This window comes from Ensifer sp. D2-11 (genome assembly GCF_054161295.1).
Map to the genome: position 1 here is coordinate 524,553 of NZ_CP096433.1, position 23,172 is coordinate 547,724.

Annotated in this window: 22 protein-coding genes; 7 read left to right on the forward strand and 15 right to left on the reverse strand. The window is 63.3% G+C overall.

Annotation, left to right across the window (positions count from 1 at the left end; genetic code table 11):
* Nucleotides 1-181 precede the first annotated feature (181 nt).
* From M1D34_RS02440 to M1D34_RS02500, 13 genes are all read right to left on the reverse strand, one after another.
* A complete protein-coding gene (locus tag M1D34_RS02440; RefSeq protein ID WP_004434089.1) occupies nt 182-541 on the reverse strand; it encodes a cytochrome C oxidase subunit IV family protein in 360 nt (119 codons plus the stop codon).
* Between the two features lie 11 nt (nt 542-552).
* Nucleotides 553-1,275, reverse strand: coding sequence for a heme-copper oxidase subunit III family protein (locus tag M1D34_RS02445; protein WP_004434085.1), 723 nt, complete (start codon nt 1,273-1,275; stop codon nt 553-555).
* 12 nt (nt 1,276-1,287) lie between these two features.
* Entirely contained in the window at nt 1,288-1,986 is a 699-nt protein-coding gene (locus tag M1D34_RS02450) for a cytochrome c oxidase subunit 3 (RefSeq protein ID WP_498780502.1), read from the reverse strand.
* Nucleotides 1,983-3,764 (reverse strand): cytochrome c oxidase subunit I, encoded by a 1,782-nt coding sequence (gene ctaD, locus M1D34_RS02455; RefSeq protein ID WP_010969991.1) that lies wholly within the window; start codon nt 3,762-3,764, stop codon nt 1,983-1,985. Before ctaD ends, M1D34_RS02450 begins: the two co-directional genes overlap by 4 nt.
* 33 nt (nt 3,765-3,797) lie before the next feature.
* Nucleotides 3,798-4,742: a cytochrome c oxidase subunit II gene (locus tag M1D34_RS02460; RefSeq protein WP_010969990.1), complete on the reverse strand. Its 945-nt coding sequence runs from the start codon at nt 4,740-4,742 to the stop codon at nt 3,798-3,800.
* Between the two features lie 137 nt (nt 4,743-4,879).
* Nucleotides 4,880-5,266, reverse strand: coding sequence for a c-type cytochrome (locus tag M1D34_RS02465; RefSeq protein ID WP_004434074.1), 387 nt, complete (start codon nt 5,264-5,266; stop codon nt 4,880-4,882).
* A gap of 200 nt (nt 5,267-5,466) precedes the next feature.
* On the reverse strand, nt 5,467-6,534 hold the full coding sequence (locus M1D34_RS02470) for an ABC transporter ATP-binding protein (RefSeq protein ID WP_004434070.1): 1,068 nt from the start codon (nt 6,532-6,534) through the stop codon (nt 5,467-5,469).
* Between the two features lie 6 nt (nt 6,535-6,540).
* The gene (locus M1D34_RS02475) at nt 6,541-7,374 is read right to left on the reverse strand and encodes a carbohydrate ABC transporter permease (RefSeq protein WP_018095793.1); all 834 of its coding nucleotides are present in this window, start codon (nt 7,372-7,374) and stop codon (nt 6,541-6,543) included.
* Nucleotides 7,375-7,378: 4 nt separating this feature from the next.
* Nucleotides 7,379-8,314, reverse strand: a complete 936-nt coding sequence (locus M1D34_RS02480) for a carbohydrate ABC transporter permease (protein ID WP_004434064.1) — start codon at nt 8,312-8,314, stop codon at nt 7,379-7,381.
* Nucleotides 8,315-8,411: 97 nt separating this feature from the next.
* The gene (locus M1D34_RS02485; protein ID WP_010969987.1) at nt 8,412-9,674 is read right to left on the reverse strand and encodes an ABC transporter substrate-binding protein; all 1,263 of its coding nucleotides are present in this window, start codon (nt 9,672-9,674) and stop codon (nt 8,412-8,414) included.
* 37 nt (nt 9,675-9,711) lie between these two features.
* Nucleotides 9,712-10,884, reverse strand: a complete 1,173-nt coding sequence (locus M1D34_RS02490; RefSeq protein ID WP_004434058.1) for a PLP-dependent transferase — start codon at nt 10,882-10,884, stop codon at nt 9,712-9,714.
* A complete protein-coding gene (locus M1D34_RS02495; protein WP_010969986.1) occupies nt 10,881-11,597 on the reverse strand; it encodes a FadR/GntR family transcriptional regulator in 717 nt (238 codons plus the stop codon). Before M1D34_RS02495 ends, M1D34_RS02490 begins: the two co-directional genes overlap by 4 nt.
* 275 nt (nt 11,598-11,872) lie before the next feature.
* The gene (locus tag M1D34_RS02500; protein ID WP_498780508.1) at nt 11,873-12,565 is read right to left on the reverse strand and encodes a GntR family transcriptional regulator; all 693 of its coding nucleotides are present in this window, start codon (nt 12,563-12,565) and stop codon (nt 11,873-11,875) included.
* Between the two features lie 123 nt (nt 12,566-12,688).
* Here M1D34_RS02500 and M1D34_RS02505 point away from each other — a divergent pair, with 123 nt between their 5' ends.
* The 5 genes from M1D34_RS02505 (at nt 12,689) to M1D34_RS02525 (ending at nt 18,325) form a co-directional block, all read left to right on the forward strand.
* Entirely contained in the window at nt 12,689-14,056 is a 1,368-nt protein-coding gene (locus tag M1D34_RS02505) for a glutamine synthetase family protein (RefSeq protein WP_498780510.1), read from the forward strand.
* Nucleotides 14,053-15,366, forward strand: a complete 1,314-nt coding sequence (locus M1D34_RS02510; protein WP_498780512.1) for an NAD(P)/FAD-dependent oxidoreductase — start codon at nt 14,053-14,055, stop codon at nt 15,364-15,366. The genes M1D34_RS02505 and M1D34_RS02510 overlap by 4 nt, the downstream gene beginning before the upstream one ends.
* 185 nt (nt 15,367-15,551) lie before the next feature.
* Complete coding sequence (locus M1D34_RS02515) at nt 15,552-15,701, forward strand: hypothetical protein (protein WP_028009935.1); 150 nt, start codon at nt 15,552-15,554, stop codon at nt 15,699-15,701.
* Between the two features lie 151 nt (nt 15,702-15,852).
* On the forward strand, nt 15,853-17,286 hold the full coding sequence (locus tag M1D34_RS02520) for an aldehyde dehydrogenase family protein (protein ID WP_498780514.1): 1,434 nt from the start codon (nt 15,853-15,855) through the stop codon (nt 17,284-17,286).
* A 148-nt stretch (nt 17,287-17,434) separates the two neighbouring features.
* Nucleotides 17,435-18,325 (forward strand): DMT family transporter, encoded by an 891-nt coding sequence (locus M1D34_RS02525; protein ID WP_033048142.1) that lies wholly within the window; start codon nt 17,435-17,437, stop codon nt 18,323-18,325.
* A gap of 5 nt (nt 18,326-18,330) precedes the next feature.
* Here M1D34_RS02525 and M1D34_RS02530 read toward each other — a convergent pair whose 3' ends face one another.
* Both M1D34_RS02530 and M1D34_RS02535 read right to left on the reverse strand, forming a co-directional pair.
* A complete protein-coding gene (locus tag M1D34_RS02530; RefSeq protein ID WP_010969980.1) occupies nt 18,331-19,509 on the reverse strand; it encodes an aminotransferase in 1,179 nt (392 codons plus the stop codon).
* A gap of 45 nt (nt 19,510-19,554) precedes the next feature.
* On the reverse strand, nt 19,555-20,622 hold the full coding sequence (locus tag M1D34_RS02535; protein WP_017264593.1) for a LysR substrate-binding domain-containing protein: 1,068 nt from the start codon (nt 20,620-20,622) through the stop codon (nt 19,555-19,557).
* A gap of 192 nt (nt 20,623-20,814) precedes the next feature.
* On the opposite strand from M1D34_RS02535, the gene speB reads away from it, so the two are divergent.
* Together speB and M1D34_RS02545 are read left to right on the forward strand one after the other, a co-directional pair.
* A complete protein-coding gene (gene speB, locus M1D34_RS02540) occupies nt 20,815-21,873 on the forward strand; it encodes an agmatinase (protein ID WP_004434026.1) in 1,059 nt (352 codons plus the stop codon).
* Nucleotides 21,874-22,043: 170 nt separating this feature from the next.
* Nucleotides 22,044-23,123 carry an ABC transporter substrate-binding protein gene (locus tag M1D34_RS02545; RefSeq protein WP_010969978.1) on the forward strand — a complete coding sequence of 360 codons (1,080 nt, stop codon included), beginning with the start codon at nt 22,044-22,046 and terminating at the stop codon, nt 23,121-23,123.
* The last annotated feature ends 49 nt before the right edge of the window (nt 23,124-23,172 follow it).

The window sequence follows — 23,172 nt, forward strand, 5'->3', positions numbered from 1 at the left end:
TCGTGCTGCACGACCAGAATGTTGCCGGTGGCGGGCGGGGAAGGCCGCGGCCGCTGGTATGCTCATCTAGCTGATATCGCGAGAAAATACACCCGGCGGGGCGGCGAGGTACAAGCTTTTCCTCGAACAGGGAGTCGGCAGGCTGATGCGTCGCCGAAACGCGACCTTTCGGCAGTCGCTTTTACTCGCCGCCACCGAAGAAGGTGAGGCGCGTGAAGAGGACATAGTTCGATTCCGACACCATCAGCGCCACGAAGACGAGCACCAGCAGCGGGGGCAGAATGATCGCGTAGATCAGCGCCAGGCGCTCCCACGCCATATGCATGAACACGGCTACGATGAGGCCCGCCTTCAGCATCATGAAGATGAGGATCAGCGACCAGCGGAGATAGCCCTGCAGACCGAAGTAATCGACGAGGTATGAAAGAGCGCTGAGGACGAACAGCAGCCCCCAGACCAGGAGGTAGAGCTTGATCGGGTGCTGCTGGTGCTCCGTGTGGGCCGCCGCATGTTGTGCCGGATGTGTTTCCGCGTGAGCCATGATGCCCTCCCTCACCACAGATAGAAGAATGCGAAGATGAAGACCCAGACCAGATCGACGAAGTGCCAGTAGAGGCCGGTTATCTCGACGATCTCGTAGCGCCCCTTGCGGCTGGTGAAGAAGCCGCGCCGCTCCGTTTCGAAATCGCCGCGCCAGACCTTGCGGGCGACGATCAGCAGGAAGATCACGCCGAAGGTGACGTGGGTCCCGTGAAAGCCGGTGATCATGAAGAAGGTAGAGCCGAATTGGGCGGCGCCCCAGGGGTTGCCCCAGGGCCGCACGCCCTCGGCGATCAGCTTCGACCATTCGAACGCCTGCATGCCGACGAAGGCGGCGCCGAAAAGCGCCGTCAGAAGCATGAGCGCCGCGGTCTTGCGCCGGTCGCGGCGGTAACCGTAGTTGACGGCCATGGCCATGGTGCCGCTGCTCGAAATGAGAACGAATGTCATGATGGCGATCAGGATCAGCGGCATGTGCGTTCCGCCGATTTCGAGTGCGAAGACCTCGCTCGGATTGGGCCATGGAACGGAGGTGGACATCCGCGCCGACATGTAGGCAAGCAGGAAGCAGCCGAAGACGAAGGTGTCGCTGAGGAGAAAGATCCACATCATGGCCTTTCCCCAGGAGACATCCTTGAAGGTGCGCTGGTCGGAGGCCCAGTCCGACGCGAGCCCCGCCAGACCGGCGGGGCGGGGGAGCGTTTCTGCGGCGGGCTTCTTCATCGGTGCAGACATGTTCAGCGGTTCCTATGTCAGCAGTTGGCGGCAGAACTCGATCACGCCGCTGGCCCAGCCGGCAAAGAGAACGAAGAGAACCAGCCAGACAATCAGCATGAAATGCCAGTAGATGGCGCAAAGCTCGATCGACAGGCGCGTTCTGTTGCCGAGCGGTGTTTGCGAGGCATGTGCGGTTACCCGGCCGAGAGCGAAAAGCCCCCCGATGATGTGCAGGCCGTGCATGCCCGTAAGCAGATAGAAGAAGCTGTTGGCCGGATTTCCGGCGAGGAAATATCCGGCGTCCGACAGCGCACGCCAGGCGAAGAGCTGACCCGCCAGGAAAGCGAGGCCAAGGGCGAGCCCGGCCAGGAGACCGATCCGGGCTGCCTCGTCGTTCCGCCGCTCTGCCTCAACCTTTGTCCAGTGCAGGGTGATGCTGCCGGCGGCGAGGATGCCCGTATTGAGCCAGAGAAGGCCGGGCAAAGGCAGCGCGCCCCAGTCGGATGACGCCATCCGCATGAAATAGGCGCTGATCGCAAGTGAAAACAGCGCGCCGACGACGGCGAGAAATACGCCGAGGCCGATTTTTGCCGGCGGCAAACGTGTTGCGCCCCGGCGGTCGTGGAAGTGACCGACCTCGAGCCAAGGGCGCGATGTCAGGCGCTGCCCTGCGAGCCACCAGGCGATGATGGCGGCGATAGCCGCCAGAAAGAAGGCGACGATGCTCATGAGACGGTCTCGTGACTGAGGCGGCCGGGCGTCGGCTGGTTCTGCGGGATGAAATCTTCCGGCGCGCCGGGGACGCTGTAGTCATAGGCCCAGCGATAGACGACGGGCAGTTCATTGCCCCAGTTGCCGTGGGGCGGCGGCGTCTCGGGCGTCTGCCATTCGAGCGTCGTCGCTCGCCACGGATTGCCCCCGGCCTCCCGGCCATGGCGCAGGCTCCAGGCGAGATTGAAGAGGAACACGATCTGCGCAGCGCCGACGAGAAGCGCCATGACGCTGATGAAGGCGTTGAGCTCCGCGATCGAGGTCGTCACGAAAGACGCTTCGCCGAGCTCGTGATAGCGGCGCGGGACGCCGATGAGGCCGAGATAATGCATCGGAAAGAAGATGGCGTAGGCGCCGATGAAGGTGACCCAGAAATGGATCTGGCCCATCGCCTCGTTGAGCATGCGCCCGGTGATCTTCGGATACCAGTGATAGATGGCGCCGAAGATCACCATGATCGGCGCCACGCCCATGACCATGTGGAAATGCGCGACGACGAACATCGTGTCGGAGAGCGGCACGTCGACGACGACATTGCCGAGAAAGAGGCCCGTCAGTCCGCCATTGACGAAGGTGACGATGAAGGCGAGGGCGAAGAGCATCGGCAGGGTCAGATGGATGTTGCCGCGCCAGAGGGTGAGGACCCAGTTATAGACCTTGATCGCCGTCGGCACCGCAATGATCAGCGTGGTCGTGGCGAAGAAGAAGCCGAAATACGGGTTCATGCCGCTCACATACATGTGGTGCGCCCAGACGATGAAGGAGAGGCCGCCGATGATGACGATCGCCCAGACCATCATGCGGTAGCCGAAGATGTTCTTGCGGGCATGGGTGCTGATGAGATCGGAGACGATACCGAAGGCGGGCAGCGCGACGATGTAGACTTCGGGGTGGCCGAAGAACCAGAACAGGTGCTGGAAGAGGATCGGGCTGCCGCCGCCATATTGCAGCTGCTCGCCCATTTCGACGATGGCCGGCATGAAGAAGCTCGTGCCGAGCAGCCGGTCGAAGAGCATCATGACGCAGGCGACGAAAAGGGCAGGGAAGGCAAGCAGCGCCATCACCGTCGCGGTGAAGATGCCCCAGACGGTCAGCGGCAGCCGCATCAGCGTCATGCCGCGCGCGCGGCCCTGCAGCACGGTCACGACATAGTTGAGGCCACCCATGGTGAAGCCGATGACGAAGATGATCAGCGAGGAGAGCATCATGATGATGCCCCAGTCCCGGCCTCCGGGCGTGCCGGAAAGTACCGCCTGCGGCGGATAGAGCGTCCAGCCGGCACCGGTCGGTCCTCCGGGCGTGAAGAAGCTTGCGGCCAGGACGATCACGGCGAGCAGATAGATCCAGTAGCTCAGCATGTTGGCGTAGGGAAACACCATGTCGCGCGCGCCGACCATCAGCGGGATCAGATAGTTGCCGAAGCCGCCGAGGAAGAGGGCAGTGAGCAGATAGATCACCATGATCATGCCGTGCATGGTGATGAACTGGTAGTAACGCTCGGCATCGATCAGCTCGAATGTGCCGGGAAAACCGAGCTGCAGCCGGATCAGCCAGGACAGCACCAGCGCCACCATGCCGATGGCGATCGCGGTCATGCTGTATTGAATGGCGATGATTTTGGCATCCTGGCTGAAGACATAGCGCGTCCACCAGCTATGCGGATGATAAAGCTCAACATCCTCGACTTCGGGAGGCGGAAGTGCCTCGCCAATACCGGACCGGACGTCGACCATCATATCTCCTCCCCAGGGGCTACTTCACGGCGCCTCCTACTGCGCCGCTGAGGCGGCGACCGTGGTCGCCGCCGGGCCGAAGCATTCTCGCTCTTCTTTGAAAAGCGCGGATGCTCCAGTTCCTTGTTCGGTCGCAATTCCGGACGGAAAACCGCTACACACTTTTTCTGGAACTGCTCTTGTTTCCGATGATGCGGACAGTTGCGAAAAGGTCTGCTGCTCGGCGAGCCAGGCCTGGTAGTCTTCCTCGGTGTCGACCACGACGGTACCGCGCATCTGCGGGTGACCGACGCCGCAGAGCTCGGCGCAGAGTATCTCGAAGGTTCCGGTCCGCGTCGGCGTCAACCAGAAATAGGTGATCATGCCGGGCACCATATCCATCTTGGCGCGGAATTCGGGGACGTAGAAATCGTGCAGGACGTCGACCGACCGGAGCAGCATCTTGACCGGCTTGCCGACCGGCAGATGAAGCTCCCCGCCTTCGATGATGATGTCGTCCTGCCCGGCGGCGTCGTCCCGATTGACCCCGAGGGTGTTTTCGGGGGCGATATCGCGCGTTTCCGTCGTGCCCAGCTTACCGTCCGCGCCGGGCAGCCGGAAGCTCCACAGCCATTGCTGGCCGATCACCTCCACTTCGGACGCATCCTGCGGGACGGTGACGAACTGGTTCCAGACGAAGAGGCCCGGCGCCAGCATCGCCGCGACACCGAAGGTCGTGCCGGTCGCGAGCCAGCCTTCGAGCCGCCTGTTCTCCGGCTCGTAGGCGGCGGTATTGCCCGGGCGGTGGCGGAAGCGCAGGACGCAATAGGCCATGAACAGGACCACGGCGGTGAAGGCGATGCCGGTGATCCAGAAGGTTATGGTGATGGTATTGTCGATGTAATTCCAATTGGAGGCGATCGGGGTCCACCACCAAGGACTAAGCAAATGGAACAACACTGAGCCGACGGCCAGCAGAACCAGAATCACTACCACGGCCATTCCCTGTCCCTCCCCGCCGTGATCGGCCGTGAGACGAATACTTAAATCCGCAGAGTTCCAATCACAATTATTGCACGAACGGAAAATACTGGCAAATCATCGGGAAGAGATCGAATTCTCACTTCCCGCAAGTATTCCTATTTGGGATGCTGCTTCAGGTAGGCGATCACATTGGCAATCTCCTCGTCCTTCTTGAGGCCGGGGAATACCATCTTGGTGCCTTTGACCTTGGCCCTGGGATTACGGAGATATTCGGCCAGCGTCGCGTCGTCCCAGACGAGGCCACCCTTGCCCGCATCGATCATGGCTTGCGAATATTTGAAGTCAGCATGGGTGCCGGCCGTCCGGCCGATGACGCCTTGCAGCGAAGGGCCGACCTTGTTCTGGTCCTTGTCGATCACGTGACAGGTGGCGCATTTCTTGAAGACGGTGGCGCCGGCCTCGGCATCGCCCTCTTGGGCGAGCCCGGCGACCGGACAGAGCGAGAGTGCCGAAAAAGACAGGGCAGCAAGTGCAATTCGCATGATACTTCCTCAATTTCGCCCGGCGCGGGGCAAGGAAGGCTATCGTCAAATCTGCTTTGGCGGTGCTTGCTTCTCTTAAGGAATGGTGCGCCGGGGCGGTTGATACGTGCGACAGGAAAGAAGCTAGTCCATGCCGTAGAGAAGTCAATTGCTCCTTCTAGGTAAGCCTGAACCTGCTGGGCCGCCATTCGGGGCTCGCGTCAGACGCGTTTGCCCTCCGCATCGAAGAAATGCAGGTGGTGAGCGGGGAAGTGGACGGGGATCGTGCCGGACGCCGTCAGGAAGGATCGGTCGTTGGTGAAGACCTTGAAGGTCGCCCGCCCGAGCGAGAGATGCAGGATGATGCCGAAGCCGGTCGGCTCGACCAGGTCGACGCCGGCAAGCAGCGTCTCCGGGCCGTGGCCGGCAAGCACGACATGTTCGGGACGGATGCCGAGCGTCACCTTTGAGTTATTCGAAACGGGCGCGGCCGCGTCGAGCGGAATGCCGATCTCATCCGACATCTCGAAGCGCGGCGCGTCGCCCGCGTGGTAGGCACCCTCGAAGAAATTCATGCCCGGCGAGCCGATGAAGCCGGCGACGAAAAGGTTGGCAGGACGGTCGTAAAGATCGAGCGGGCTTCCGACCTGCTGGACCACGCCGCCATTCATGGCGACGATCCGGTCTGCGAGCGTCATCGCCTCGATCTGATCGTGCGTCACATAGATGGAGGTGGCGCCGAGATCCTTGTGCAGTTTCTTGATCTCGGCGCGCATCTGCTCGCGCAGGCGCGCATCGAGGTTGGAGAGCGGTTCGTCGAAGAGAAACGCCTTCGGCTGGCGCACGATGGCGCGGCCCATGGCGACGCGCTGGCGCTGGCCGCCGGAGAGCGCCTTGGGGCGGCGGTCGAGCAACGGGTCGAGGCCGAGCTTGGCAGCGGCGCCCGCAACGACCGTCGTTATCCTGTCCTTGGCCGTCTTGCGGAGCCTCAGGCTGTAGCTCATGTTCCTGGCGACCGACATATGCGGGTAGAGCGCATAGGACTGGAACACCATGGCGATGTCGCGGTCCTTCGGGGCGAGTTCGTTGACCCGCCTGCCGGCGATGCGGATCTCGCCGCCGGTCACGCTCTCAAGCCCGGCGATCATGCGCAGAAGGGTCGACTTGCCGCAGCCGGAGGGACCGACGAGCACGACGAATTCGCCGTCGCTGATCTTGAGGTCGACGTCGTGCAGCACCGGGTGGGTACCGTAGGACTTCTTGATGTTGGCGATGTCGATGGAAGCCATTGCGTATCAGCCTTTCACCGCGCCGGCCGTGAGGCCCTGGACGAGATAGCGTTGAATGAGGAGGAAGAAGAGGCAGGCCGGTATCAGCGCCAGCACGCCGGCGGCCATCATCTGCCCGAAGTCGACCGAGAATTTCGAAACGAAGGACAGGAGCCCGACCGGGAAGGTCGCCTGCGCGTTGCCGGAGATCAGCATCAGCGAGAAGAGCAGTTCGCTCCAGGCGGCGGTGAAGACGAAGCCGAGGGTGGCGGCGATCCCGGGTAGGGTCAGCGGCAGGATGATCTGGCGGAAAGCGACGAACTGCGTCGCGCCGTCGATCATCGCCGCCTCTTCCAGGTCCTTCGGAATGCCATCGAAGAAGGACTGCATCAGGAATGTCGCGAAGGGAACGTTGAAGGCGGTGTAGACGACGACGAGCCCGGTGAGGCTGTTGGTCAGCCCCAGCGGCGAGAGTATCTTGAAGATCGGCGCGACCAGCATCACCAGGGGAAACATCTGCGTCAGCAGCATCAGCGTGACCAGCCAGTATTTGCCGCGGAACCGGAAGCGCGAGAGCGCGTAGCCGGAGAGCGAGGCGAGGATGGTGACGATGACGGCGGTCGACCCGGAAACGATCAGGCTGTTGCGGAAGAACACCGGGAAGGCGCTGTGCCGCAGCACGAAGTCGAAGTGTTCGAGGCTCGCCCGCGACGGCCAGAGACGAATGCCCTCCGAATAGAGGAGATCGTTCGGCGTGACGGCGACCTTGAGCAGCCAGAAGAGCGGGAAGAGCGCGAAGGCGATATAAGCGAGGATCGCCAGGCGATGGGCAATGGTCAGAAATGCTTGCTTGGCGCGCATGGTTTCAATCCTTGCTCAGGAGCCACTGCCTGAGGATCACGATCAGCAATGAATAGGCGAGGAGCAGCGCCAGCAGCACCAGCGCGATCGCCGAGGCATAGCCGAAATCCAGCCGCTTGAACGCCTGGGTGAAGATGTAGCTTGCGACGATCTGGGTTCGGTCCGCCGGTCCGCCATTGGTCATGACGATGATGAGATCGGCGAAATTGGAGATCCAGACCGTGCGCAGCAGAATGGTGATCGCGATCGTCGGCGCCAGGAAGGGAAGCGTGATCGAAAGGAAACGCTGCAGCGGGCCGGCCCCGTCTATGCTCGCCGCCTCGTAGAGGTCGCGCGGGATCGCCTGGAGTGCTGCGAGCAGGGTGATCGCGAAGAAGGGAATGCCCCACCAGATATTGGCGACGATCGGTCCCCACATGGCAAGCTGGGGATCGGACAGGATGTTGGTCGGCTGGCTCATGATGCCGAGGGCGAAGAGCCAGTGCGGCAGCGGGCCGACGACGGGGTTGAAGAGCCAGGCCCAGTTGAGGCCGGCCAGGAAACTCGGCACCGCCCAGGGCAGGAAGACGAGCGCCTGCGCGATCGCGCGGCCATGGAACGGTTTGTCGAGCAGGAGCGCCAGTATGAGGCCGAAGGCGAATTGCAGGAAGACCGAGGCGCCCGTCCACCAGAGCGTGTTGCGCAGCGATCGGAAGAAGGCCTGGTCCTGGGCGAGCGCACGGAAGTGATCGAGGCCGACGAAACCGCCGGAGAAGGGGTTGAGCAGCTGGATATCGCGGAAGGCGTAGGAGATGCCGAGCACCAGAGGCACGAGCATGACCGTAACGATCAGGATGAGCGCCGGAGCGGTATAGAGATAAGGCGCAGAGGCGTCGGCGATCCGCTTCATCAGCGGCGGACGGGTTGCGGGCAGGCCGTCATGGCGTGCGGCATAGGCCATCGATCGAAATTTCCCCTTTTTTGACCGCCGTTATCGATCGGCGTGCCTTTTCCTGCGTCGGACGACCGGCGGCGGCTGACCGCCGCCGGTGCCTGCGTTACTTCTTGTTTGCGAGGTATTTCTGCTGCGCCTTGGTCAGGTAGTCGGCCCATTGGTTGGCGAGCTCTTCCGGCGTGATGTCGCCGAGCAGGGCCTCCTGGGTCGTCTTGATGGCGAGCGAATCCTTGAAGAAGGCGAATTCTTCGAGATAGGTCGGCATGACCGTCAGCACGACGTCCTTGTCGGCGAGTTCGTCGAACCAGCCCTTGAACTGCGGGCTCGCATAGAAGGGGTCCTTCTCGGCCGACTTATGGACGGGCAGCGCGCCGGTGCGCTTGTTCCACTCGATATTGCCTTCCGGGCCCTCCAGCGTTTCGATCAGCTTCCAGGAGAGGTCCTTGTTCTGGCTGGCGGCAAGAATCGACCAGCCGGCAAAGCCGATCGTGGTAAAGGCCTTGCCGCTCGGCCCCTTGGGCATGGTGGTCACGCCGAAATCCTCCGGCTTCATGCGCTGGGCGATCGCGATCAACGCGTCCGGATCCTGGTCGAGGAAGGCGCAGGTGCCGCTGTAGAAGCCGGCGACGATCTCGTTGAAGCCCCAGTTGACGCTGTCCTTGGGGGCGAGGCCGTTCTTGTAGAGGTCGATGACCCAGGTGAGGCCCTTGATCCAGCCTTCGCTGTTCATCGTCGAGGTGCCGTCCTCGTTGAAGAACTTGTTGTCGCCGGCCATGGTCGCGCCGAACATCACCCAGCCGTTGAGGCCGCCCGGACCGCCGCGCAGGCAATAGCCCGATTTGCCCGGCAGCTTGGAGACCGCCTCGGAAGCCTTGACGAAGTCGTCCATCGTCTTCGGCGGCTCGGCGACGCCCGCTTCGGAGAGCAGCTTCTTGTTGTAGAACATCGCCCGGAGATAGAAGCCGTAGGGCAGCATATAGGCGGTGTCGTTGACGTCGCGGCCGAGTTCGAGCGCGCGCTCGGTGAGGCCGGGCGTATGCTCCCACTTTTCGAGATAGGGCTCTAGGCTTTCGAGCATGCCGTTATTGGCGTAGAGCGACAGCCAGGTGTCCGGCATTTCCATGACGTCGGGGATTTCGCCGGCCGAGACCATGGTCGCGAATTTCTGGAAGGCTTCGCCCCAGGGCAGCGAAATGATCTCCACGGTCGTACCGGGATTCGCCTGTTCGAACCTGGCGACGATCGACTTCAGCGTTTCGGTGCGCTCGGGACTGGTGATGACCTCGACGAGCTTCAGCTTCGTATCGGCAAGGGCGCTGCCGGCCATCAGCGTGGCAAGCAGGGTGGCTGTGATCAGTTTCCTCATTTTATCGTTCCCTTTGTTCTCGCTGGTTGCGTGTTCGTCAGCCTGACGAAGCGGCCGTCATCGCCGCTTCGAGATCGCTCCAGAGGGCCTCCGTTCCCTCCAGGCCGACATGGAGCCGTACCGACCGCGGTGAAATGCCGAAGGCTGCCGCGGAATTGGGCTCGGCTTTCTGCGCCAGAACGACTTCGCCCGGCACGATGAGGCTTTCGTGGCCGCCCCAGGAGACGCCGAGCTTGAACAGTTTCAGGTGATCGGCGAATCGGCGCACGTCGACGCCTTCGCGGAAGATGAAGGAGAAGAGCCCGGAGGTGCCGGAGAGACCGGGAGGCAGATGGTTGCCGAGGCCCGGGTGGCAGACGGTTTCCACCAGCGGATGCTCGGCCAGGCGGCGGGCGACCGCGAGCGCCGAGCGCTCATGTGCCTTCATCCGCACCGGCAGCGTGCGCATGCCCCGGATCAGCAGCCAGGCGTCGAAGGGCGAAAGCTTGCCGCCGAGATAGGGATAGGCTTCCGAACGGATGCGGCCGATCAGCTCGCCCGACCCGGCGACGACGCCGGCGACGACATCGCTATGGCCACCAAGATATTTCGATGCGGAGTGAATGACGAGGTCGACGCCGAGCGAGACCGGCTGCTGAAACACCGGGCTCGCCCAGCTGTTGTCGATGACCGTGACGATCCCCTGCCGGCGTGCAAGAGCCGCAAGCGCTGCGACATCGTGCGTGTCCATCACCCAGCTGGTCGGGCTTTCCATGTAGAAGAGCTTTGCGCCGGGAAGCGCCTTGGCAACCGCCTCTTCGTCGCGCCCGTCGACATAGGTGACCTCGACACGCATGCGCTTCAGATGCGTGCCGAAGAGTCGGAACGCATCGGGATAGACATGCTTCACGGCGACGATGCGGTCGCCCGGCTCGACGAAGGAGAGGACTGTGGAGGAGATCGCCGACATGCCGCTTGCGAAACCGATGGCGTCCTCGGCGCCTTCGAGCTTCGCCAGCATCTCCTCGAAATGCCTGACCGTCGGATTGAGGCCGCGGGTGTAGATGGGCCGCACGCGCTCTCCCCGATAGGAGGCGACCATCTCGTCATAGTCCTTGAAGGTGAAGAGCGAGGTCTGCACGATCGGCGGTACGACGGCGTCGAAAGCGTTGCTCTCGTCATGCGCGACGATAAGGGAGGCTCTCTCGAACGGATCGAGACCGTTGTTCATTTGGACATTTCCTTGATGTCTTCCTCGACGACCGCGAGGATCTTCAGCGTTTCCGCGCGGGCGGCCTCGGCGTCCTGCGCCGCGATTGCGTCGAAGAGCGTCCGGTGAAAGGGAAAGGAGCGCCTGGCGAAATCCGAACGGTCGAAGGGCTCGTCCCAGAAGCGTTCGAAGGCCTCGCGCATCTGCTCGAGCAGTTGTTTGAAGAGCGGATTGTGGGTCGCGTCGTAGATCGCAAGATGGAACGCGAGGTCTTCCGGGCCGGACGTTCCCTTGGCGAGATGGACCCGCTCCATCTCATCGAGCTTCGTTTCGATGTTGACGAGGTCGGCCTCCGTGCGGCGCCGGGATGCGACCATGCCGGCCTCGACCTCGATGCCGCGCCGCACTTCGAGCGTCTGCAGAAGCGCGTCGCGAAGGTGCTCGGTGTCGAGCGCCAGCGGCATATGGATGGTCGCGTTGGAAATGGCGCGCAGGAGATAGGTGCCGCTGCCCTTACGCGCCTCGACGACGCCGAGCGCCTGGAAGTGGCTCAGCACCTCACGAATGGTGGAGCGGCCGACGGCGAGCGCTGCCATCAGTTCCCGCTCGGCCGGCAGCCGGTCCCCGGGGTTCAGCCCCGATCTTTGAATGAAATCGGCAAGAGCGGATATCACCTGCTGCGCCCGGTCTGCGGGCGGCAGGGGCAGGAGCATCGCTCTATCCCGCAGGGGCATCCGGTTCTCCCAAGACCAGAATTGGTCTGACATCTGAGCAATATGCTAGGAATAGGAGAGGTGGTCAAGGGGCAGGTGAACGTCACGTTGAGTCCTGAGGTCTGCCCCTCACCCTAGCCCTCTCCCCGCGCGCGGGGAGAGGGGACACCCTTGTGTTCCGCCTCAGTCTCAATGGGTCAAAAACGGACTCGTCCCCTCTCCCCGCAAGCGGGGAGAGGGTTAGGGTGAGGGGCAAATCTGGGGTTCAGACCTAGTGGAGCAAATCCGAGGCTCATTTACCCCGCCAGCGCGAGCAGCTTGCCGATCGCCTGCTGATCGAAGCCGCCGATGCCCTCGCGGATGTCGGCGGCGATGGCTTGCGCCACGGCGTCCTCGTCACGCCTTCTCAGGGCCTCGATGGCCTCGCGGTGACGGTCGATGACATAGAATTCCGTGACGTGCTCCATGGCAATGCCGAGGATCGGCCCGAGCTGGAGCCAGAGGCTCTCGATGAGCGGCATGGCGACCTGATCGGGATTGGCCGTATAGATCTGACGGTGAAATTGCTGATTGGCGATCAGCGCCTGCGCCTTCTGCCCCGCGAGGATCGCGGCCTCGATCGTATCGTCCAGCGCGACGATGCGGTCTATCTGCCGGTCGGAGAGATGGGCGACGGCCCTGCGGGCGGCGTGGCTTTCAAGCGCGATACGAAGCGAGATCAGCTCCTCGAAACACGCCGGCGTGATCCGCGGCACGACGATGCGCCGGTTCTCCAGAAATTGCAGGGCGCCGATCGAGGTCAGCTGACGCAGTGCTTCGCGCACCGGCGTAGGGCTGCTCTCCAGTGCGTTTGCGAGCCCGCGTATGGTGACGGAGGTTCCGGGGCGGAAGGCGCCCACCATGATCGCCTGCCTGAGACGCGCAAAGGCATAGTCGTGGGTCGTCATACCTTCCGGCCGATCAAGGGCGGGCAGGGCAAGGGTCTTCAAGACGGCGATTCCTCCCGCATCCAGGCGTTGGAACGAGTCGATCCTACCGACCCGGTGCAGCTTGACTTCAAAACTGTAACTATGTCAATTTCCGAAGAATGTGATCACAAAAAGAAATGCGATATGTCAATCGATGCGGACGACCCCGAAGTGTTCCAGTCCTGGCTTGAGCAGAACGGCCCGATAGAAAGTATCCAGGCGGTGATCTGCGACCTGAACGGCATCATGCGCGGCAAGCGGGTGCCGGTGGAACAGGCCAGGAAGGTGCTCGGCGGCGGCATCCGCATGCCGCTCTCGATCGTCGGCGTCGACGTCTGGGGTGAGGACATCATCGGCAGCGCGCAGGTCTTTGCGACCGGCGATCGCGACGGCATCTGCGGCGTCACGGGACGAGGGGCCCTGCCGGTCAACTGGACGTCGCGGCCGAGCGCGCTGGTTCCGCTCTGGCTGTTCGTCGAGAACGGCAGGCCCTTTCTTGCCGATCCGCGCCAGGCGCTAGCGGCGATCATGCGCGAATATCGCGAACTGGGGCTGCGCCCGGTGGTGGCGACGGAGCTGGAATTCTATCTCATCGATCCCGAGCCGGACAGCGCCGTCCCGCCGATCTCGCCCTATACCGGCAAGCGGCTCGATTCCGACGCGATCCTTTCGATCGACGAGCTCGACGATTTCGGCGAATTCTTCTCCGACGTCTACAGGGAGTGCGCGCGGCAGAACGTGCCGGCCGATGCGGCGATCGCCGAAAACGGCATCGGCCAGTTCGAGATCAATCTGCTGCACAGCGACGATCCGCTGAAGGCGGCGGACGACGCGATCTTCTTCAAGCGCATCGTCAAGGGGGTCGCCCGCAAGCACGGACTCGCGGCGACATTCATGGCCAAACCCTACGGCACCCGTTCCGGCAACGGCATGCACGTCCATTTCAGCCTGCTCGACGAGGAGGGCAGCAACGTCTTCGACGACGGCAGCGACGAGGGATCGGCCGTGCTCAAGCATGCGGTGGCCGGCCTCCTGCGCGGCATGGCCGAGACGACGCTGATGTTCGCCCCGCACTTCAATTCCTACCGGCGGCTGCGGCCCGACACCCATGCGCCGACCTCGATTTCCTGGGGTTACGAGAACCGCACCTCGGCAATCCGCATCCCGGGCGGCAATCCGGCGGCGCGGCGGATCGAGCACCGCGTTGCGGGCGCCGATGCCAATCCCTATCTCGTCATCGCCGCGATCCTCGGCGCCGCGCTCGTCGGCATCCGCAACAAGTGGAAGCCGCCGGCGCCTGTCGAGGGACGAGCCTATGCGGCGGAGAAATTGCCCAAAATACCTGCCGATTGGGGGCAGGCGGTCGACGCCTTCGAGGCCGGACCGATCGCCGCCGAGATCTTCGATCCCGTGCTTCGCTCCATGCTGATCGCCTGCAAGCGCCAGGAGATAGCCGGCTTCGCCGAGCAGGTCACGGATTACGAATTCAGCGCCTATCTGGAAATCGTATGATGGCACGGAAGCAGAAATCCTATGCCGGCGACGGCAGCTACCCGGCGAGCTATTACGCCGTATCGCGCAACATCATCCGCAATCCGGTCAAGCTGGAAGGCCGGATCGAAACCGACATCTGCATCGTCGGCGCGGGGTATTCGGGCCTTTCCACGGCCATTCATCTCGCCGAAAAGGGCTACAAGGTAACTGTGGTCGAGGGTGCGCAGGTGGGCTGGGGCGCCTCCGGGCGCAACGGCGGCCAGATCGTCAACGGCCTCAATGCCGGCCTGTCGACGATCGAGCGCCGCTACGGCGAGGATGCCGCCCGCTTCATCGGCGGCCTTGTGCAGGAAGGCGGACGGATCATCCGCCGGCTCGTCAGCCAGTATCGGATCGACTGCGATCTGAAGCCCGGCAATATCTATGCCGCCTATACCGGAGCCCACATGAAGGAGCTCGAGGCCAAGCAGGCGCTCTGGCGCAAATACGGGATGGACGATCATCAGCTTCTCGACCGCGAGGCGCTGCGCAAGCTCGTCAATTCCGAGGCCTATTGCGGCGGCATGCTCGATACCACCGGCGGCCATATGCATCCGCTCAATCTGGTGCTCGGAGAGGCACGCGCCTTCGAGAACCTCGGCGGCGTGATCTATGAGATGTCACCGGTGACCCGTGTCGACCACGAATCGGCCAGGCCGACGGTTTATACGGACGGGGGCGAGGTTTCCGCCCGGATCGTCGTGCTTTGCGGCAACGCCTACCTCGGCGATGCCGTGCCGAAGCTCGCCACCCGCGTCATGCCCGTTTCGACCCAGATGATCACCACCGCGCCTCTCGGCGAGGAGCTTGCCCATTCGCTGATCCCGAGCGACATGTGCGTGGAGGACGTTCGCTATATTCTCGATTATTTCCGGCTGTCCGCCGACAAGCGGATGATTTTTGGCGGCGGCACCGTCTATGGCGGTACCGACCCGGCGGATGTCGTGGCGAAACTCAGGCCAAATCTCGAAAAGGTCTTCCCGCGGCTCAAGGGCGTGAAGATCGACTATGCCTGGAGCGGCAACTTCGCACTTTCCTTCACGCGCGTGCCGCAAATGGGGCGGATAGGCAGCAATACCTATTTCGCCCATGGCTATAGCGGCCATGGCGTGACGGGCTCCCACCTCTTCGGCCGCACTCTTGCCGAAGCGATCGACGGCGACGTGTCGCGCTTCGATGTCTTCGCGAAGCTGCCCTGGTATCCATTCCCCGGCGGACGGATGTTTCGCGCGCAGTATTCCACTGTCGGATCGTGGTGGTACATGCTCAAGGACGCCGTCGGCTGGTAGCCGGGGCGATCGCTCCTGGGCATCAGATTCGCTGAGAAAACCGTGTATTCCGCACTGCCTGGCAGGCCGGTTAAACGAATTTTTCATTTCTCGTTTGATCCGTGGGAAAAAATTATCTAGGAATTTGATCAAGAATATAGGAGAACAACGGCAACAGGCCAACGCCCCAACAGCGGAGAGACATAATGAACGCGACCAAGGCGATGACCCAATCCCGCTATACCGTCTACCGGGCTCGACCCGCCCGTCGTCCGACTGCGAGGCACTTTACCCACGCCATCGCGGTGGCTGCAGCCTTCACTTTCATCTGCGCGCTCCTCATCGGCGCGTTCTGATTTCGCAACGGCTGCAGGTGCTCATGCATCTGCAGCCGTTCATCGGCCGGTGCCGTTTCTTCGACACGCTCCCTTCCGCTTTTCCGCCCTTGTCCGCGTGCAGCCGCCGTCGTAGCCTTGCCGCCGGAAATCAGACGGGATGGAGGAGCGAATGCTCGACAAGCGGAAATTCTACATCGACGGCAAATGGGTTGAGCCGGCCACGCAGAACGATCTTCTGGTGCTCAATCCGGCGACCGAGAAGCCGATAGCGGTCATCTCGCTCGGCACCGCCGTCGACGTCGACCGGGCTGTTGCAGCCGCCAAGAAGGCCTTCGCAAGCTATAGCCGGACGACCGTCGAGGAACGGCTGGCGCTGCTCGAAAAGCTGCTCGCGATCTACAAGCGCCGTTACGATGAAATGGCCGACACCATCACGGCCGAACTCGGTGCGCCCAGAACGATGAGCCACGAGCAGCAGGCGGATGTGGGCGTCGGTCATCTGCAGGGCTTCATCGATGCCCTGAAGCGCCTGAAACTCAGGGAAAAGCTGCCGAATGGCGACACGCTCCTGCGTGAGCCGATCGGCGTCTGCGGTCTCATCACGCCGTGGAACTGGCCGGTCAACCAGATCGCGCTCAAGGTTGTCCCGGCGCTTGCGACCGGCTGCACCTGCGTCCTGAAACCCAGCGAGTTCACGCCGCTGAACGCCATGCTCTACGCCGAGATGATCGACGAGGCGGGCTTCCCGGCCGGCGTCTTCAACCTCGTCAACGGTGACGGCATCCATGCCGGGGCGGCGCTGTCGAAGCACAAGGACATCGACATGATGTCCTTCACCGGTTCGACCCGGGCCGGTATAGCCGTCAGCAAGGACGCCGCCGATACGGTCAAGCGCGTCACGCTCGAACTCGGCGGCAAGTCGCCGAACATCGTCTTCGCCGATGCCGATATCGAGGAGCGGGTGACCGCCAGCATTCTCGAATGCTTCAACAATTCCGGCCAGTCCTGCGATGCCCCGACACGTATGCTCGTCGAGCGCAGCGCCTATGACGAGGTCGTGGAAATCGCCAGGCGCGTCGGCATGGAGGCGAGGGTCGGCGATCCGACGAAGGATGGCTCGCATATAGGCCCGCTCGTCAGCCATATTCAGTTCGAGCGGGTGCAGGCGCTGATCGAAGCGGGCGTTGCCGAAGGCGCGACGCTGCTTGCCGGCGGCCCCGGCAAGCCGGAAGGCTTCGAGACCGGATATTTCGTCCAGCCGACGATCTTCGCCGATGTCGACAATTCCATGCGGATCGCGCGCGAGGAAGTGTTCGGACCGGTGCTTTCGATCATCCCCTTCGATACGGAAGAGGAGGCGATCGCGATCGCCAACGACACGAATTACGGCCTCGCGGCCTATGTGCAGACCCGCGACCGCGAAAGGGCGGAGCGGGTGGCGTCGCGCCTCCGGGCCGGCATGGTGCACATCAACGGCGGTCCCCACCGCTACGGAAGCCCCTTCGGCGGCTACAAGCAGTCCGGCAACGGCCGGGAAGGCGGGATGTTCGGGCTCGAGGACTTCCTGGAGGTCAAAACGGTTCACCTGCCGGATGCGGCCTGACCGATAGTCTCTCCCACGGCCGCACGTTTTCGCGTGTGGTCGTTTTTCGCCTATCGGGCGAATTCGGCTGTCGCTCGCGGCGCGGTTCTGATAGCTGGCTTGCCGCGCGCCGGTTCTGCGGCGCGCTTCCCAGCCATCGGACATCGCCGTGACCCAAGCCGCCAGTTCCGCCGCTCCCCGTAACAGACTTGCCATGGCCGCACTCATCATCGGCGGTGCCGCCATCGGCGGATCGCCGATCTTCGTGCGTCTCTCGGAAGTGGGGCCGATGGCCACTGCCTTCTGGCGTGTCGCGCTGGCGCTGATCCCGCTGGTGGCCTGGTCCCGGCTGCGCGGCGGTGCAGCCGCGGAGAAGCCCCCGCAGTGCTTGTCCGATTACGCTCAGCTTATCCTGCCGGGCGTGTTTCTCGCCATCGATCTCGCAGCCTGGCACCTTGCGCTCACCATGACCTCGGTTGCCAATGCGACGCTGCTTGCCAATCTGGCGCCGGTCTTCGTGACGCTGGCGGGATGGGCTCTGTTCCGCTCGGCGGTCAGCGGCATCTTCCTGGCCGGCCTCGCCACGGCGATCGCCGGCGTGGTGGTCCTGAAAGGCGGTCCGGCGGCACTCGGCGGCGGCGATCTCGCCGGCGATGGGATCGCCATCGTCGCGGCCGCGTTCTATGCCGGCTACATTCTCGCCATCGGGCGTCTGCGAAGCCGCTTCAGCACCAACCGGATCATGATCTGGAGTACCGCATCGGCAGCCGTTTGCATGCTGCCGATGGCCCTGTTGACCGAGCAGTCGCTTTTCCCGCCGAGCGCCTTCGGCTGGGCCATGCTCTTCGGACTTGCCTTCGTCAGCCACGCCGGCGGGCAGGTGGCGATTACCTATGCGCTCGCTTTTCTGCCGCCGGCCTTTTCTTCGCTGACGCTGCTCCTGCAGCCGGTCGTGGCTGCGCTGCTCGCCTGGGTTCTGCTGAGCGAGCCGGTGGGCCTCATGCAGGCGATCGGCGGCGCGATCGTGCTGATCGGCATCCTGATCGCCCGCCGCGGCTGAACCACTCAGATACCCGGCAGCTCGAATCCCGCGAGGCGCTCTTCGAGCTTGAGGATCGTCGCCACGTCCGCATTGGCGAAGGCGAAGCGCAGATAGTTTTCCTGACCCTCGCCGAAATAGTCGCCGGGCAAGCAGAGGACGCCGGCGAGCTTCGCCAGCTTCTCGGCGACGAATTGCGACTCGATGTCGGGGAAGGGGTGGCGGATATAGGCAAAATAGGCGCCGACGGCCTGCAGCTTCCATTGCGGCAGCCGGGTCATGATCGTCCTCAGCGCCTCGGCGCGGGCGGCGATTTCGGCGCGGTTGGCAAGCCGCCAGTCGGCAAGCGCCGGTATCGCCCTCGCGACCGCCGCCTGCGGGGAACGCGGGGCGCAGATCTGGAGATTGTCCATGATCTTGGCGATCTGCTCGACCACCTGCGGTCCGGCGGTGATCGCGCCGAGACGATGGCCCGGAATGCAGAAGGACTTCGAGAAGCTGTAGAGGCCGATGAAACCGTCCTCCCAGCCCGGCGTTCGAAGCAGGCCATGCGGCGCGGCGGCCGCATCCGGCAGGAAGTCGCGATAGGTTTCGTCCAGAATGAGCCAGGTTCCGTTCGCGCGGCAGAGCTCGTAGATGCGCTGCAGCAGTCCGGGCGGGTAGACCGCTCCGGTCGGATTGTTGGGCGAAACGAGCGCGAGTGCCCGGATGCCCGGCCGCAAGGCAGAGGCGATGGTCTCGACCTCGGGCAGGAAGCCGGCGCCCGCATCGAGCGGCGCAAGCTCGACATCGATCCCCAGCATCGCCAGCGTGGTCTCCTGGTTGAAGTAATAGGGATTGGTCATCAGCACCGTGTCGCCGGCCCCGGCGACGGCCATCGCGGCACAGATGAAGGCCTGGTTGCAGCCCGAGGTGATGTGGATGTTGCCGGCGGCGATCGCCCCGCCATAGAGCGCCGCCACATGCTCGGCATAGGCTTGGCGCAGTTCCGCTTCACCCTCGATCGCCCCGTAGCCCGTATAGGCCGTCGACGCCGCGGCTTCGCCCAGCCATTTCAGCATGTCGGGATGAGCGGGATAGCCGGGCACGGCCTGGGAGAGGTCGATCAGCGGGCCTTTTGCCCCGTCATAGGCCTTCGCCCATGCGAGCACCGAGGGTATCGGCGGCGGCGAGAGCTTTTCGACCAGGGGATTGAAATGCGGCATGGCGGATTTCCTGTTGTTGAAGCGGACGGGGTTCTCAGCCCCGCATTATGATTTGATTTTGCGCTTCTGCGGACGTTCCGGACGCCGGTTGCGCGGCGCGGAACGGGGCTGAAGGCTCTTCGGCGTGGTGTTGCGGCCGGCATCTTCGGGCTTCGACATGCGGCTGCGGATGATCGTGCGGGCGGACATCTGCAGCTCCGGCATCGGGTCGCTTTCGAGTGCGGCAAACAGCCAGTCGATGAAAACGCGGACGATCGGCGCGGCGCGAACCTCGTTGCGGCAGGCGACGAAAAAGGCGTCGTTGGCCGGAACCGTCAGGTCGAAGGGGGCGATCAGCTCGCCGCGGGCGATCAGGCTGCCGGCGGTGATCGTATCGCCGAGCGCAACGCCCTGGTTGTGGAGGGCCGCCTCGGTCGAAAGCCGCGCATCGCTCATGAAATGCTGGCGGCCGCGCTGAAAATCGATGGCGTCGGCTGCGGCGAGCCAGGTGTTCCACTCGCGGCCGTCGTCGCCATGCAGCATCACGTGGTCGCGGATATCCCGGATGGAGCGTAGCGGCCGCATGTTGAGGAGCGTCGGGCTGACGACCGGGAAAAGCTCGAGCCGGCTCCAGAGCCTCGACCAGCAGTCCTGCCAGTTGCCGTCGCCATAGAGCAGGCAGACGTCGACATCCGGGGAGTCGAGGTTCGCCTCGTCATTGGAGGCGATCAGCCGCAACTGGACATCGGGGAACTGCTCGGTAAAGAGGTGCAGGCGCGGAATCATCCAGAAGGAGAGCAATGCCGGGACGCAGGTGACGGTGAGCTCCCCGCTCGTCGCGGGCCGCGTCATCGCCGCGGTTGCCGCGGCGATCTCGGCGAAGGCATGCGTCACGGCAGGCAGGAGCAGCGCGCCCTGCGGCGTCAGCCTCAGCCGCTTGCCGCCCCGCTCGAAAAGGGGCGCGTTGAAGGAGAGTTCGAGCGCGCGGATCTGATGGCTTACTGCGCCATGGGTGACGTTGAGCTCACGCGCCGCAGCGGAAACGGAGCCGCGCCGGGCGGTTGCCTCGAAGGCGCGCAGCGGATTCAGCGGAGGCAGGCGGCTCGACAAGAAGAGGCTCCGGAGAGGCGGCATTTATGTGAATTTTTCTCACATCAAACGCTATAACAATGTCAATTGCTTTTCCAGAAGAATTGTCTCCTAATATGCGCAACAAAGGCAAAAGCCGGGGAACCTGATCGCGCCGCTTCGGATCGGCACTACGCAAGTCGTGACTTGCGGTGCATCATGTGCCAGCCCCGGCCGAACGATACGGAGGTCCGGCGCATGGCTTGGGATGAACAGAAGCTCAACGAATTGAAGGCGAAATATGGCGAGAGCCATGGCGGCGAGCTCTTCGATCCGACCTTCCGCAAGGTCGCGGACAAGATTTTCACGAAGAGCGGCACGCGGCTGGCGCCCTATTCCGGCATTCCGACATTCCTGACCGCACCCCATATGCCGGTCGATGCCGATGACCCGGATTTCGGCAATCTTCAGGTGGCGATGATCGGCGTTCCCATGGATCTCGGCGTCACCAACCGCCCGGGTTCGCGCTTCGGACCACGGGCGCTGCGCGCGATCGAGCGGATCGGCCCCTATAATCACGTGCTCGGCTGCGCCCCGGTGCATGATCTCCGGGTCGCCGACATCGGCGATGTTCCCTTCCGCAGCCGCTACCGGCTCGAAATCAGCCACGAGGACATCGAGAAGCGGATCAGCCAGATCGTCGATGCTGGCGTCCTGCCGCTCTCCGTCGGCGGCGACCATTCGATCACGCATCCGATCCTCAAGGCCGTGGGCAGGAAGCAGCCCGTCGGCATGATCCATATCGACGCGCATTGCGATACCGGCGGCGCCTTCGACCTGACCAAGTTCCACCATGGCGGCCCATTCCGCAACGCCGTTCTCGACGGCGTGCTCGACCCGACACGCGTCATCCAGATCGGCATCCGCGGCTCGGCGGAGTATCTGTGGGAGTTCTCCTACGAGTCCGGCATGACGGTCATTCATGCGGAGGAGGTCACCGGACTGGGTATTCCGGCGATCATCGAAAAGGCGAAGAAGATCGTCGGCGACGGTCCGACCTATCTCTCCTTCGATGTCGACAGCCTCGACCCGAGTTTCGCGCCGGGCACCGGTACGCCGGAAGTCGGAGGTCTGACGACGCGGGAGGTTCTGGAGTTGATCCGCGGGCTGAAGGGCGTCAATCTCGTCGGCGGCGACGTCGTCGAGGTGGCGCCGCAATACGACACGACCACCAATACAGCCCATGCCGGCGCCCAGGTGCTCTTCGAGATCCTGAGCCTGATGGTCTTCAGTCCGGCCGTTGCCGGCAAGGGCTGATGCGCGGATGAACGATCCGAAATCGATGCGCATGGCGGGCACGAGCGGATCACGATAATCTGATGCCAAATCACTCTCTTCGCTGAAGCGCAGCGGGGACAAAGTGCGCAAGGAATCAACTAGAACAAGGGAACGCGGCGCAAGCCGCCAAAAAACAAAGGAGACATGCGATGATCATCAATTCCATCAAGCGCCGCACGCTGCTCGGTGCGGGGCTTGCCGGCGCGTCGATGCTGGCGATGCCGGCAGTGCTGAGGGCGCAGGACAAGTCGCTGAAGGTCGGCGTCTATGGCGGCTACTTCAAGGACTCCTTCGACAAGAACATCTTCCCCGAATTCACCAAGGCAACCGGCATCGCGATCGAATCCGTCGCCGAGCCCACCGGCGAGGCATGGCTCGTCCAGCTCGAACAGGCTGCGCGCGCCGGCCAGGCGCCCGCCGACGTTTCCATGATGTCTCAGGTGGCGATGCTCAAAGGCCAGGCGACCGACCTCTGGACGCCGATCGACATGGCGAAGATCAAGAACGGCTCGAACCTGCTCGACCGCTTCGTCAACAAATATCCGGACGGCCGCATCGCCGGCATCGGCGCCGTTTCCTGGTACATCACGCTGGTGACCAACACCGACGTCTACAAGGAGGCGCCGACCTCCTGGCAGGCCTTCTGGGATCCGGCGAATGCCGACAAGCTCGGCCTCCTGGCGCTGGTCTCCAACTCCTTCCTGCTCGAAGTGACGGCCAAGACCTTCATGGGCGGCACCAATGCGCTCGACACCGAAGAGGGGATCCTCAAGACCTTCGAGAAGCTCGCCGAAGTGAAGCCGAACGTCCGTCTCTGGTACCGCGACGAAGCCCAGTTCGAACAGGCGCTGAAGTCGGGTGAAATCCCGATGGGGCAATATTATCACGACGTGACCGGGCTCGCCGCGGCGGATGGTCATCCGGTGCGTTCCACCTTCCCGAAGGAGGGCGGCATCCAGGATTCCGGCTGCTGGGCGCTTTCGCGCGCGTCGCAGAAGGTCGAGGAAGCCCACATCTTCATCGATTACATGTGCCAGCCTGCGGTCCAGGCGACGCTCTCGCGCAAGGTCGGCACCTCGCCGACGGTCAAGCGCGAGTCCACCGATCTGACGGATAAGGAATTCGCCGCCGTCTCCTCGGACATCGAGCCGATCGTTCCGCGCTACGATCTCTACCAGACCAAGTCGGATTGGCTGAACCAGAAGTGGACGGAACTGATCGTCGGCTGAGGCCGGCCACGAGCCGCCGCCTCGGTATCCCGGGGCGGCGCAGCCAATT